10 protein-coding genes are annotated in these 13,003 nt (G+C 63.1%); 1 reads left to right on the top strand and 9 read right to left on the bottom strand.

Annotation, left to right across the window (positions count from 1 at the left end):
• Positions 1-5: 5 nt before the first annotated feature.
• The 5 genes from napA to M2361_RS11050 all read right to left on the bottom strand — a co-directional run bounded on the left by napA (position 6) and on the right by M2361_RS11050 (position 5,038).
• On the bottom strand, positions 6-2,501 hold the full coding sequence (napA, locus tag M2361_RS11070) for a periplasmic nitrate reductase subunit alpha (protein WP_259248993.1): 2,496 nt from the start codon (positions 2,499-2,501) through the stop codon (positions 6-8).
• Positions 2,485-2,802: a chaperone NapD gene (locus M2361_RS11065; RefSeq protein WP_259248992.1), complete on the bottom strand. Its 318-nt coding sequence runs from the start codon at positions 2,800-2,802 to the stop codon at positions 2,485-2,487. The genes napA and M2361_RS11065 overlap by 17 nt, the downstream gene beginning before the upstream one ends.
• Before the next feature lie 23 nt (positions 2,803-2,825).
• Positions 2,826-2,984 (bottom strand): periplasmic nitrate reductase, NapE protein, encoded by a 159-nt coding sequence (gene napE / locus M2361_RS11060; RefSeq protein WP_127184184.1) that lies wholly within the window; start codon positions 2,982-2,984, stop codon positions 2,826-2,828.
• A 240-nt stretch (positions 2,985-3,224) separates the two neighbouring features.
• Positions 3,225-4,079: a 3-keto-5-aminohexanoate cleavage protein gene (locus tag M2361_RS11055; RefSeq protein ID WP_259248989.1), complete on the bottom strand. Its 855-nt coding sequence runs from the start codon at positions 4,077-4,079 to the stop codon at positions 3,225-3,227.
• Entirely contained in the window at positions 4,076-5,038 is a 963-nt protein-coding gene (locus M2361_RS11050; RefSeq protein WP_259248987.1) for a 3-hydroxyacyl-CoA dehydrogenase family protein, read from the bottom strand. The genes M2361_RS11055 and M2361_RS11050 overlap by 4 nt, the downstream gene beginning before the upstream one ends.
• 123 nt (positions 5,039-5,161) lie before the next feature.
• Here M2361_RS11050 and M2361_RS11045 point away from each other — a divergent pair, with 123 nt between their 5' ends.
• Entirely contained in the window at positions 5,162-6,070 is a 909-nt protein-coding gene (locus M2361_RS11045) for a LysR family transcriptional regulator (RefSeq protein ID WP_100855258.1), read from the top strand.
• A gap of 76 nt (positions 6,071-6,146) precedes the next feature.
• On the opposite strand, the gene M2361_RS11040 is transcribed toward M2361_RS11045, so the two are convergent.
• The 4 genes from M2361_RS11040 to M2361_RS11025 are packed head-to-tail and all read right to left on the bottom strand — an operon-like array spanning position 6,147 to position 12,989.
• The gene (locus M2361_RS11040; protein WP_259248984.1) at positions 6,147-7,262 is read right to left on the bottom strand and encodes a hypothetical protein; all 1,116 of its coding nucleotides are present in this window, start codon (positions 7,260-7,262) and stop codon (positions 6,147-6,149) included.
• On the bottom strand, positions 7,262-9,988 hold the full coding sequence (locus tag M2361_RS11035) for a T6SS effector BTH_I2691 family protein (RefSeq protein WP_259248982.1): 2,727 nt from the start codon (positions 9,986-9,988) through the stop codon (positions 7,262-7,264). The genes M2361_RS11040 and M2361_RS11035 overlap by 1 nt, the downstream gene beginning before the upstream one ends.
• On the bottom strand, positions 9,985-10,881 hold the full coding sequence (locus M2361_RS11030; protein ID WP_259248981.1) for a DUF4123 domain-containing protein: 897 nt from the start codon (positions 10,879-10,881) through the stop codon (positions 9,985-9,987). Before M2361_RS11030 ends, M2361_RS11035 begins: the two co-directional genes overlap by 4 nt.
• The gene (locus M2361_RS11025; RefSeq protein WP_259248979.1) at positions 10,878-12,989 is read right to left on the bottom strand and encodes a type VI secretion system Vgr family protein; all 2,112 of its coding nucleotides are present in this window, start codon (positions 12,987-12,989) and stop codon (positions 10,878-10,880) included. Before M2361_RS11025 ends, M2361_RS11030 begins: the two co-directional genes overlap by 4 nt.
• Between the last annotated feature and the right edge of the window lie 14 nt (positions 12,990-13,003).

Genomic DNA, 13,003 nt, shown 5'->3' with positions numbered 1-13,003 from the left:
GGCCTTCAGACCTTGACGATCCGGACCGCGCACTTCTTGAAGTCGGTCTGGAACGAGATCGGGTCGGTGGCGTCCAGCGTGACCTTGTTGATCAGTTGGCCGGCGTCGAACCAGGGCACGAACACCAGGCCGCGCGGTGGCTTGTTGCGCCCGCGCGTTTCCAGCCGTGTGCGCATCTTGCCGCGCCGCGATTCGATTTCGACTTCCACGCCGCGTCGCAAGCCCATCGCCTGGGCGTCGTCCGGGTGCATGAAACAGACCGCGTTGGGAAAGGCGCGATACAGCTCGGGCACGCGCCGCGTCATGGAGCCGGAATGCCAGTGCTCCAGGATCCGGCCGGTGGATAGCCAGAAGGGGTATTCCTTGTCGGGCGATTCCGGTGGGGGTTCGTAGGGCAGGGCGTAGATGATGGCGCGCCCGTCGGGGTGGCCGTAAAACTCGAAGCCCGCGCCGGCCTTCACGTAGGGGTCGCTGCCTTCGCGGTAGCGCCACAGGGTTTCCTTGCCGTTGACCACCGGCCAGCGCAGGCCGCGCACCTCGTGGTAGGTGTCGAACGGCGCCAGGTCGTGGCCATGGCCCCGGCCGAACTCGGCGTATTCCTCGAACAAGCCCTTTTGCGCATAGAAGCCGAACGCCTTGGCCTCCTGGTTTTCGTATTCCGCGTTCAATTCGCTATTGGGGAATTTGTTGACCTTGCCGTTGGCGTACAGCACGTCATACAGCGTCTTGCCGCGATATTCCGGCTTCTTGGCCAGCAGGTCGGCGGGCCAGACTTCTTCCACCTTGAAGCGCTTGGAAAACTCCATCAACTGCCACAGGTCGGAGCGCGCGTCGCCGGGCGCGTTCACCAGTTGATGCCAGAACTGCGTGCGCCGTTCGGCGTTGCCGTAAGCGCCTTCTTTTTCCACCCACATGGCGGTGGGCAGGATCAGGTCGGCCGAAATGGTCGTGACCGTGGGGTAGGCGTCCGACACCACGATGAAGTTGGCCGGGTTGCGGTAGCCGGGCAGCCCTTCGTTCATCAGGTTGGCGGCCGCCTGCATGTTGTTGTTGACCATCACCCAGTAGGCGTTGATGGTGCCGTCCTTCAGCATGCGGTTCTGCAACACCGCGTGCGCGCCCACCTTGTCGGGGATGGTGCCGTCCGGCAGTTGCCAGATCTCTTCCGCGTGCGCGCGATGCTTGGGGTTGGTGACCACCAGGTCGGCCGGCAACCGATGCGAAAACGTGCCGACTTCGCGCGCGGTGCCACAGGCCGACGGTTGGCCCGTCAACGAGAACGGGCTGTTGCCGGGCGTCGAGATCTTGCCGGTCAACAGGTGGATGTTGTAGGCCATGTTGTTGGCCCACACGCCGCGCGTGTGCTGGTTGAAACCCATCGTCCAGAAAGACGTCACGCGGATCTTCGGGTCGGCATACAGCTCGGCCAGATCGCGCAGCTGCTTTTGCGGGACGCCGGTCAGCTTGGACGTGTATTCCAGATCGTATTTCGACACGAACTTGGCGAAATCATCGAAGGTGATGGGCTTGGATCCGCCGGCCTTGTCCGCGTTCTTGGCGGCCTTTTGCAAGGGGTGGTCGGGGCGCAGGCCATAGCCGATGTCGGTATTGCCTTCGTGGAATACGGTGTGCTTGTCGACGAAATCGCGGTTCACCCGCTTGGTCTGGATGATGTAGTTGGCGATGTAGTTCAGGATGGCCAGGTCGGTCTGCGGCGTGAAGGTCAGCGTCAGGTCGGCCAGCTCGTAAGAGCGGTGCTCGAAGGTGGACAGCACCACCACGCGCGTCTTGGGGGCAGACAGGCGGCGGTCGGTGACACGGGTCCACAGGATGGGGTGCATCTCGGCCATGTTCGAGCCCCACAGCACGAAGGCGTCGGCGTTCTCGATGTCGTCATAACAGCCCATGGGCTCATCCGCGCCGAAGGTGCGCATGAAGCCCACCGCCGCCGACGCCATGCAGTGGCGCGCGTTCGGGTCCAGGTTGTTCGACCGAAAGCCCGCCTTCATCAGCTTGAGCGCGGCGTAGCCTTCCCAGATGGTCCATTGGCCCGAGCCGAACATGCCCACGGCGGTCGGCCCCTTGTCTTTAAGCACGCGCTTGAACTGCTCGGCCATCACGTCAAACGCCTGGTCCCACGATACCGGGGCGAATTCGCCGTCCTTGGCGTACTTGCCGTCTTTCATGCGCAGCAGCGGCGTGGTCAGCCGGTCGTTGCCGTACATGATCTTCGACAGGAAATAGCCCTTGACGCAGTTCAGGCCCTTGTTCACATCGGCATTGAAATCGCCGTGCGTGGCCACGACCTGGTTGTCCTTCACCGCGACGTTCACGCCGCAGCCGGTCCCGCAGAACCTACAGGGCGCCTTGGACCACTTGAGCTTGGCGGCCTCGGATTCGGTCACGATGTTCTGCGTCATGCCGACGATGGGAATGCCCGCCACGGTGGCGGCGGCCGCGGCGGCGGACTGCTTGATGAAATCTCTACGAGCCATGGACATCGCCAATCTCCTCGTTCATCGCGGCCAGCGTGTCGGCGTGCTGATAGACCAGCGCCGAAGCCAGTACGCCATCCAGGCGCTGGATCTCGGAGATCCGCGCCATCATGTCGTCGGTGGTGGGCGCTTCCAGCGTGACGACCAGCTTGCCGGTGTCGGACGCGCCATGGATGTCCGAACCCGCTATCGCCAGGATGGCGGCGCGCACGTCGGGCAAGCGGTGGGGCAGGGCATGCACAACCAGACTGGCGATGTGCAGCTCGGGTGGCGCCGGGGGCGGCGCGGTGGGGGGAAGCGCGGACATGGCAGGATTTCCGTCGCCTGGCATCAACTGCCCGGGGGGCCGGCGATCAGCTGATAGGCCCAGACGATAAACCCGTAACCCGCCACGATGATGACCGTAAGAACGGGGGCCATGACTGCCGTCAGGAACAGAAAACTTCGCAGCTCCTGAGGCTTGGTGTAGCCATCAGACTCGTTTTGCACACACCACCTCACTTTGACAGTTGGGGTATTGCATTGAACGTGCGGATGTCGAAGTTTTTAGCAGTGCTTTTACATTGCGTCAATGTTGCATGGCGGCGAAACAATATTGCGGCACTGCAATAACGCGGTGGTTGGGGCGGCGCCTGGCAGGGCGAAAAAAAAGTGCCGGATGCGTAGGCCGGATTGATCCGGCACAGCATTCGGCACGCGACACGCGGTCGGTGTTGGTGCGGGGTTGAATCAGGCAATCGCGCCGTAGATGCGGCGCGCATCAGCGGCGGTGGCAATGGGCCGGCCCAGCGCGCGCGCCCCGTCCGCCGCCTGGCGGACCAACGCCGCGTTGTCCGGTGCAACGCTTCCATCCCGCAACTTCAGGTTGTTTTCAAAGCCCACGCGCATGTGCCCCCCAAACGCCGCCGCCGTCGTGACGCAGGCGTTTTCCTCGGGGCCGAACGCGCATACCGCCCAGGGCAACGACTGATCGTAGGCACCCAGGAACGGCAGCAAGTCATACGCCGACGAGGTCTGGCCCGCGCTGTAGCGGCCCAGCACGAACAGCACCGACCACGCGCCCGGCGGCACCAGCCCACGCGCGCGCAGCGACAGCCAGCGGCGCACGTCGCCTTCGTCGTACAGGATGATCTGCGTCATGATGCGGCGTTCGGCCAGCCAGGCCAGGAACGCCGCCAGTTCCGTCTCCGGAATGTCCGGCACGGCAATCTCGCGCAGGCCGATCGACACGGCTTCCGGCTGCAATTCGCGCACCAGCGCAATCTGTTCGGCGGCCTTGTACACGCCGGCCGCTTCGCTGGTGACCTGCACCAGCAATTCATGACCCACGGCGCGGTCCACGGCGGCCAGGGCGTCGCGGTAGGCGGTAGCGTCCAGCAGATGGCTGCCGTCCGGCTTGCGCACGTGCATGTGCATCATGCCGGCGCCCGCGTCCAGGCAGGCGCGCGCTTCACGCGCCAGGTCGTCGGCGCTCAGCGGCACGGCCGGATGGTCGGCCGCCTTCTTGTAGGCGCCGTTGGGCGCCACGGTGATGATGACGGGGGAGTCGGCCAGCGCGGCGCGCGGCAAGGCGGGGGCGTTCAAGGCTGGATCTCCGGCAATTCCGGGTTGATAAGGTCAAGGCCGGCGCGCAGCAGGCGGTCGTAGCGGGCGCGTTCGGCGGCAATGGTGTCGGGCGTCCAGGCGTAGAAGCCTTCGCCCGTCTTCATGCCGTGGCGGCCATCGGCGGCGCGCTCGGTCAGGCAGCGCGCGGGGTGGTCGGCGTTGCAGAACGTGGGGTACATCGTGGCGCCCGCGGCGGCGTGCACGTCGATGCCGGCATGGTCGCGCTGCATGACGGGGCCGGCGGCCAGGAAGCGGAAGCCAAAGCCGAAGCGCACGGCGGCGTCCACGTCTTCCGGCGACGCAATGCCACGGTCGATCAGGTCAAACGCCTCGCGTGACAACGCATGCTGCAATCGGTTGGCCAGAAAGCCCGGCAGGTCTTGCTTGACCTTCACCGGCACGCTGCCGCAACGGCGCATGAAGGCAATCAGCGAATCGGCGCAGGCGTTGTCGCTGGCTTCGCCCAGCACCACTTCCACCAAGGGCACCAGATGCGCGGGCATGAAGAAGTGCAGGCCCAGCATGCGGCCGCGCGTGTCCAGGCCTTGGCTGATGGCGCTGATTGGAAAGCTGGAACTATTGCTGGCCAGGATGGCGTCGGGGCGCGCCCGCTGCGCGAGGTCCGCGAACAACGCTTGTTTGATTTCCAGGCGTTCGGGGATGCATTCGATGACCAGGTTCACCGTGGACCAGTCCACCTCGTCCAGGCTGGCGGCCGTGGCCAGCAACGGGGCGTTCGCCTCGCGTCCAATCGTCTTCAGATTTTCCGCCACGCGCGCGGGCAGGCCCGCCGCGCGTTCGGCGTTCGATTCGATCACGGTGGTGCGGCAGGCGGCGCGCGTCAACACCACCGCCACGTCCGCGCCCATCGTGCCGCCGCCCACCACCACTGCATGCGCCGCGCCCGGGTTGGGCAGCGCTGTTGCGTCCGTCTGCATGGTTTGCTCCTGTCATTGCATCGTCGTTGGGGGCGAGTGTAGAGAAGGGCGTTTGATAGATGAATCAGATTTTTTGGATAGAATGATCGACAAAATAGATCAATACGACCCGGGTGTAGAGACATGCAGATCAACCTTTCCATGCGCGACATCGATACCACGCTGGTGCTGGGCCGCACGCTGAATTTCCGGCAGGCGGCGGCGCAATTGCATTTGTCGCAATCGGCGCTATCCACGCAGATACAGCGCATTGAAGAGGCCTTGGCCGTGCGCCTGTTCGACCGCACCACGCGCACCGTGCGGCTGACGGCGGCGGGCGAAGTCTTCATGCAGCAGGCCGCGACGTTGCAGGCGGCGTTTCGCGACGCCATCGCGGCGGTCAGCAGCATTACCAGCGCCGAGCAGGGGCAGGTGTCGGTCGCTGCGCTGCCCTCGCTTGCTGCCCGCTTGCTGCCGCGCGTGCTGATGACCTATCGCCAGGCGCACCCGCATGTTGCCCTGAAAGTGCGCGACACCTTGTCGGGCCCGGCCTTCGACCTGGTGCGCGCGGGCGAAGTCGACTTCGCGCTCACCGCCGCAGACCCGCAGCACGCCGACCTGCACTATGTGCCGCTGATGTCCGATAGCTTCCTGCTGCTGATCCCCGAGTCGCATCCGCTGGCCAAGTCCCGTGGCCCGCTGCGCTGGGCCGACACCGCCTCGGCCGAGCACGTGTCGATGGTGCAACCCAGCAGCGTGCGGCAATACACGGAATGGGCCTTCCTGCAAAACCGCATCCGCTTCACGCCCGCGTTTGAAGCCGAACACCTGACCACCATTGTGGCCATGGTGGAATGCGGCTTCGGCGTGGCGGCACTGCCCGAGATTGCCGCGGGCGCGGTGGCGCAAACGGGGATCGTGCAACGTCCGCTGATCGGGCCGGTGGCGGAAAGGTCGATTGGCTTGGTAACGTCACGCAACCGTAGTTTGTCGCCGGCGGCGGCGGCGTTGGTGGGGACCTTGAAGGAGTATCTGGCGTTGCAGGGGCGCTGAAGGGGCGCTGAAGGGGCGCAGGGGGGGCGTCACCGACGGCTGCTACCGCTAGCGGCAAGCGGCTGGCGACTGGCGGTTAGCGTTTGCGGTTATCCCAGCTTCCCTTGAGGGAAAATCGTTTGGGCCGTGGTGGTGGCGAACCCGGCCGGACCACCCATCGATGTGCATTTTCCAGCAGCGCCGCACGAATATCCGGCGGGTAGTCTTCGATGGTGGTCAATGGTGGAGTCGGCTTGCCGGGCAGTCCGGCTTCCCGGATGATCTTTGGCCAACGCGGACGCCAGCACAACAGCAGCGACACCCAATGCCCCAGCCCGATAACCACCAAGGCCGGGGATATCAACAGCATTCCGAGCCACGTCAGTGGGCCGCTGTGACGCAGGTAAGGACCCAGCGCCTCGAACTGCGCTGCAAACGCCGGCCAAGGCAAGGGCAGGTGCGAACTGAGGCGCGGCGGGTCCACCGCATCCAGGCCGCCTTCATCCATGTAGCGTCGGATGTATTCCCATTCGGCTTTCATTTCGAATTCGCTGACGCTCTTTTTTCCGACGAAGACCATGTTGGGAAACGGAAGCGGAGAGTAGGGCGGGTACCAACCGACGACGAGGTTCACGCCGGGGACTTCATCGTGATGAATGTCGTCCCAAGGCAGCACGGCGATACCGCCGCAACTGGGCGGGCGGTGCAGATAGACCTGGCGGGTGATGCGGTTGAAGCGGATAAGAAGGTGGCGGGAAGTGAAGGATTCCAGGCGGGTGAAGCGGAAGAGGTATTTGAAGTAGACGTAGAGGGATGCGGCGCTCATTACGACAAGAAGAATCAAAACGGCCGCCTTGCTGATACTCCAGTGGCCAGCGTTTGGCTCAGTAAACAGTATAGGAATGCCTTTGATGGCGACCAGAGTGGGCAAAAAGAAAAACGCGGATATGAGAGTAACGAACCCCCGTTTTTCTTCCATAGCGCCGCAACGCATTTCGAGGATGGTGTTGTCGCAGGCGTAGACCGGGCCTCTGGATTCGGCGTGGTCGGATCGCGCGGCGCGCAATCGCGCATATTCCGCGACGAGTAGATCCTCATAGACCGGCTCCAGAGGCTTGCGGGCAAGATCGTTCGGATTCTCGTCTGCCTGTTCCTGTAACCAAGCATCGGATTTGATGACGGAAAGCCAGAGAATCCACTCCATCAGGTACATCAGATTATCTCCAGCAAGGCGCTGTACAAGTCGGCCAGCTCATTTTCCAGTTCCTTGTGCGGGCTGTTGCCTTGGTAGTCGATGCCGCGATAGGTAGAGCGCCTGCACCATTTTTCTAGCGCATCGTCATCAAAGATGACTATGGCCAAAGTGGCGGCAATTCCAATCAACGTGCTGCGCAGGAGTAGGCTACGCAATAGTGCGAGGCTGGCGGGTCTTCCTAGGAATGAGGACGCCCTTGCCGCCATGAAAAGGAGCGAGGACAGTGCATATGATTTTCCGCGTCGCTCTGCCAGGATCTTCAGCATCGGGCCGGCGGCGGCGAAGGCAATGCTGGATTGGCTGCCAACTATCGCAAATGCAGCCGCCGATCGTAGGTAATACGCGAGAGCTAAACCATGCTTTGCCTCTTTTGAGGCTGCTATTCCATCCTCGACGTCATACCCCATCAACACCACCCCACCCACCGCCGCTAACGCGCCGCCGACCAGCTTCAGTTGCCCCTGAAAGACCGTCGCGCCCCGCCCGGTCACGCTGGCCGCGCTGTAATGCCCCAGTACCAACTCCGTGCCCGCCGCCAATATCTCCGTTCCCGCAGCGCCCGCAAGCAACCCATGGGCGATCAACTCCCCGACGCCGCGTTCGTCGTTCGGCATATCCCGCACCCGCAAGGCAATCAACGCCGCTTCAAAGAACAGCAGCCAACTGCTGGCGCGTAGCTTGTAAAAGTCACTGCGATGGGCGTCCACCAGTTCAGTGGCAAATGCGAATCGGGTGTTCTTGCCAATTTGCGCGCGCAACTGTTTCGGATCCACGCTTCGCCCCAATTGGGTCAGCTCGTCGATGCGCATATTCGTGGCGCGCTTGCCGACGCTGGCGGCCAGCCAGCTTCGGGTGATGCCGTGGATGAACCATTCCTTGCCGGTTGAGCCGTAGCGCAGGGATTGGCGGCCCAGGCTGGAATACCAGGCCAAAGCGCCGCCCGCCAGATTCGTTTCGCCGGTGGCGGCCAATGCCTCAAATAAGCCATTCGCTTTGTCGAATAGATCGGCCAGGTGTTGAACCGCGACGAACCCCGCCTGAACTTGCTGGATCATCCTGTCGTTGGATAGGACGGGGTTGTGCGCTTGGCTTTGCGCCTGAGTTTGCCCTTGACCGCGCGCTTCTTCCAGTGTCCGCTGCAATTCCGCTTGAATCTCTGTTTGATTCAGCGCAAAGCCGCGCATCGCCAAGTTGGCGCGTTCGGTTGGGTTGCCGGTCCACCACTTTTCGATCAGATCCGCCGTACTTTTGCACCCATCCGCGCCCAACACGCACAAGCCTGTCTGGCCCGCGAAGCGCCAGCCGCTGGCCAGATCCCTGTCGTCGTAGACGTCCAGCGCGGTCAGCAGATGCTCGCTGGCGAGCCATCGTTCGTGATTCTTGGCGCGCTTGGCGCCGACGGCTTCAGCGGTCGCCGACACGGCGTCGAAGGCCTTCAACTCCACGTCCATGTCCGCCACGCGCACCGCTTGTCCAGGGTTTGCAGGCGACAGGTATTTGCTGTCGAATCTACGCCGGTACTCACCGCTATCCAGCTTCGCCTGCATCTTGGCGCGCAGGGTGTCTTCGAACTGAGTGATGTACTGGTCTGCTTCGTTGTCCCAGCGTTCGCGCTCGTCGTCGTTCAAGATCCAGTTGCGGCCCGCCGCCATGCCCGGGTCATAGATTCGGCCGCGCTCGATATCGATGTAGTGCTGGGCTTCCAGCGCGGCCGAGCGGGATTCGAACTGCTGCTTGACGTCGATAAACGCCTGCGCAACCAAGACCTTGCGCTGGTTCTCGATGCCTTTGTCGTCCTTTTTGTCCAGATAGCGCTGCACTGCTTCATAGGCGTCGTTGCGCCAGCTATTGAGCTGCTGGGTGATCCCGATGGCGTCATGCAGCACGATTCCAAAGCCACGAGCACGGCGCGCGCTTTCCTTTAGGTCCAGGGCGACAACGTTGCGCGCGTAGCGGTTTTCAGGATCGGAATACAACTGGCTTGCCAGAACTGGCGCGGTGTTCGGCTGGTCTTGCGCGATGGCGTCGGCCAACGTGTCATTGATGATGCTGGGATCCAGCACGTCGGCTGCCCGCGAGCACGACATCATCAATCTGCGGATATCGAACGCTTGCAGTTGATTGCGCAGCGGACTGAAGCTGGATATCAAGTCCAGCATGCGTGTCGTCAAGGGGTCGGGCGTGAACAGGGCGCGAAGTTCTTCGATGTCTTCAGGGGCTTTCAGGCAAAGGGTCCAGCCACCCGGGCCGCTCTCGGCCGAGCCGTATAGATCGTGCACGCTGGCTCGCTGTTCATGCAGTGGCTCGCGTTCGAAGCGCTGGGGGGCATACGGAAATACACGCTTCAGCAGGCCGCAGTCATAGGTGCGGTAGGCGCTTTCGCAGGACCAGTCGTTCCGGAAGCGTTTCGTGAACAGGTAGAGATAACCCCTGCGTATCGTGCACACGGCATAGCGCGCGTGCTCGCCCTGGAGTGGCGGTAACCCGGACGCAAGGTGAGGCGGCAACGCTGGCGCCAAGGCTTCAAGGGCCGGGCCGGCGTCGGTCAGGACGGCGTAGCGCAGGGGCAGGATGGCGACTTCGCTCTTGCACGCGACCACGGGGCTGGGGCCGGCGTCGCAACGGGTTCTGTCGGCGATGCGCAGGATTTGCGGCACCAGGGACTCAAGGGTTGGCGTCGTCATCGGGCAGTCCTGTTGTGTGGCGTGGGAATCGGAGTGGTGACGGCTAGCGGCGCTTCGCCAGCAACAGCCTGCTGTAGCGCGTGTTGCCATGCGCGGTCGGCTTGCAGGCTGGCCGCCGGCCGCGACAGTGCCGTGAATACGTAGGCAACCAGATCGTCGTGGCGGTTCAGTCCAATCTGATTCGCCGAGGCAAGATGAGACCGGATCTGCGCCAGGCGGACGCCACGGCATTGCGTGGATAAAACGTCTGGCGACACTTGTTCAAGTTCGTCCAGCAGTCGGTGGGGAAGTGGATCGCCCGCCAAGGCGTTCCACAGCGTTTCTGTCAGCACCAGCGGGCTGGGTGGCCGGCAGCGTGCGTTTGCACTGCCGGGAATGCGGTGCCATTGCGGGTGCAGGATGTTGGCGCCCACGAACCACCATGAAATGACCGGTGCGAAGACGCTGGCGACCCAGGCGGCATCCGCCGTGCGGTACAGGACGGGTGTGATCAAGGAGTCGTAATAGCGCAGCAAGTAACGTTCGCCGTCTTTGCCTAGCGCGAAACAGGCCTGGCTCAAATGGGTGGCCAGGTCGGCAGGGCTGAGGACGCTGGTGATCCAGGCCTGGACGATGTCGGCATCGTAGGCGCCCGCGATCGACAGCAGGGCATCTCGCGACTTGGGGCTGCTGTCGTCCGATCCCACCAGCATTGCGCCTAGCGGTCGCAAGGCCAGAAAATCAGGATGCAACAGCAGGGAATGCATCCGGCCAGCCATGTCGTTCCGGATCCTGCCGCGCTGGGCATCCGATAACCCCGCCATATCGATCAGCACCATCAGGTACCGCGTTTGTCCGGGCGTCGCGGCGTGGATGTCTTCCTCCAACGCACGTTGTAGTTGCTGCGGAATCATGGGCTTACCTTCATCAGCGCGGTGCGCTCCTTTGCGGCCTTGATCCAGCAGCTCAGGCAAATGGGTTCGTCCAGGTTTGGCGCGCCGTCGATGTTCAGGGGCAGGCCGGCGCCGGCACCCTGCTGACTGAGCGGCCCCTTGATATTGATCGCCACGCCATCCAGTGTGATGCCGCCCTCGTCCAGGGTGATGGACCCGCCAGGGCTTTGCAGCACGATCCGTTCGCGGGTCCGCAGGCGGTAAATGGGGGTATTCCGTTCAATGGCCTGGCCGGCTTCAATGTGGTGATGGCCCTGCACCTGGTGCTCGACGTGGCCGCCCGTTTCTACCCAGTGATTGGCAAACGTCTTGTCGCGACGGTTGTTGCCGACCTCTTCCGTGCGGTCCTTGCCAGTAATGATGGTGTGGTCGCGCACGATTTCCAGCAGGTCGTCCTGGCCGATGCGGTGGCGGCGGTCTTGGCCGATGTCGACGCGCTCGTCATTGCCCACGGTGTCTTCGCGGTCGTGGCCGATCACGATGGTTTCGTCGTTTTCTACTTTTTCACTGCGGTCATGCCCGACAAACGTGCTTTCGTCGTGGTTGACGTGAATGTTCTGATCTTTCTGTGCGTGGACGTAGATTTCTTCCTGGTCGCGTTCGTCTTCAAAGCGCAGCTCGTTATAGCCCTGGCCCTTGTGGGTCTGGCTCTTGATGGTCATGCGTGTCTTGTGGCGCGGCAGTTCATAGGGCGGCAGTTGCAGCGCCATGTGCGTTCTGCCGGTGATGACCGGCTGGTCCGCGTCGCCGTCCAGATAGTTCACGATGACTTCCTGTCCGATCCGAGGTATTGCCATGTGGCCCCAGGTGGCGCCCGCCCAGTTCTGCGACACGCGTATCCAGCAGGAGCTGTGCTCGTCATGCTTGCCCAGGCGGTCCCAGGGAAATTGCACCTTGACCCGCCCATAGCTGTCGCAATAGATTTCCTCGCCGGCGGGCCCGGTCACCGTGGCAATCTGCGGCCCGTCGATCCTGGGTTTGGGCAAGGGCTCGGCCCGCCATTCGGCGTGTTTGGACACGAGCTCTGCCGTGTAGCCGTAGCGTGTGCCTCGTTGGGCATCGGCCCCGTCTTCTTGCTGGCTGGTGTGTTGGACGCCGTGATGGCGCATGCGTATCGGGCGCCAGCCTTGGTTGAGATCGTTGCGCGGATGGCCGACGAGTTCGAATGAAAGTCCTGGAGTCAGGCGCGGATCGTCGCCTTCGACGGTTGCGACGCGCGCGTCCCGCCGCAGGCCACGCAGTCGGTTTTCAGTAAAGGGTTTGCCCGCTTCGTCGCGCTTGTAGCGGCCCGGGTAGTCGTAGCGTTCGTAGCGCGCGTGCTGATGATGCAGGTCGCCGCCGTCGCGGCTGTGCTCCTGGGCGTATTGCGGGTGGGTGTAGGTGTAGTCGCGCTGGGTCTGCCGCGCGGTACGGACTTGCTCGGCATAAGAAAACCGCCGTAGCGCGGGTTCGGGTTGGTCGCCGCCGGGCGCGGGTTGATAACGCACGGGGTCCCCGTCAATGCCGCCGTGTATGTGCAGTCGGTCGCTGTGCACCAGCCGGTGGCCCTTGGCGTGGTGATGAAAGGCGTAGAAAAATCCTTCTTCGCGGGCCAGGCGTTCCAGAAAGTGCAGGTCCGTGTCGCCTGCCTGCACGCAGTATTCACGCGCCAGGTGCTCGTGCGTAATCGTCTGCTCGTAGTCGAGGATGCCGTGCTCTTTCAGCACGAGTTGCAGAATCTCGGGTACGGACAACAGCTGGAAAATTCGCCAGTCTGAACACAGACCCGCGCGGGCCAACCGCGGTTCAACGGTGGCCCGATAGCGCGTGCGACGAAAGCCGGTTGTGCCTTGCTCGAAGCGGGACACCACGCCGTGCACATAGCGCACCGGGGTGTCGTCGCGCCAGATGGTCAGCAGCGCCGGTTGATCCAGGATCCGGGAAAAGTCGATCGACGCATCGTCGCTGGCCAGTTCGAGGTCCAGGCGAAACGGTTCGGAAAGTGCCTCATCAAGCGTGAACTCAATAAGCTCGAAATCCAAGCCGCCGACGACGCCGAAACTAAAACACAGGTCGCATTGATGAGTCACGATAGCTCCCCCCG

Source organism: Achromobacter sp. JUb104, from assembly GCF_024806975.1.
GTDB classification, from domain to species: Bacteria; Pseudomonadota; Gammaproteobacteria; order Burkholderiales; family Burkholderiaceae_B; genus Achromobacter; species Achromobacter spanius.
The sequence above is the reverse complement of the archived record's forward strand: the minus strand, read 5'-3'. Positions and strand labels throughout refer to the sequence as shown.

Excerpts from the sequence above, each read along its gene's own strand:
- napA (WP_259248993.1), bottom strand. The coding sequence starts at position 2,501 with ATGTCCATGGCTCGTAGAGATTTCATCAAGCAGTCCGCCGCCGCGGCC.
- M2361_RS11065 (WP_259248992.1), bottom strand. The coding sequence starts at position 2,802 with ATGTCCGCGCTTCCCCCCACCGCGCCGCCCCCGGCGCCACCCGAGCTG.
- M2361_RS11050 (WP_259248987.1), bottom strand. The coding sequence starts at position 5,038 with ATGCAGACGGACGCAACAGCGCTGCCCAACCCGGGCGCGGCGCATGCA.
- M2361_RS11045 (WP_100855258.1), top strand. The coding sequence starts at position 5,162 with ATGCAGATCAACCTTTCCATGCGCGACATCGATACCACGCTGGTGCTG.
- M2361_RS11040 (WP_259248984.1), bottom strand. The coding sequence starts at position 7,262 with ATGTACCTGATGGAGTGGATTCTCTGGCTTTCCGTCATCAAATCCGAT.
- M2361_RS11035 (WP_259248982.1), bottom strand. The coding sequence starts at position 9,988 with ATGACGACGCCAACCCTTGAGTCCCTGGTGCCGCAAATCCTGCGCATC.
- M2361_RS11030 (WP_259248981.1), bottom strand. The coding sequence starts at position 10,881 with ATGATTCCGCAGCAACTACAACGTGCGTTGGAGGAAGACATCCACGCC.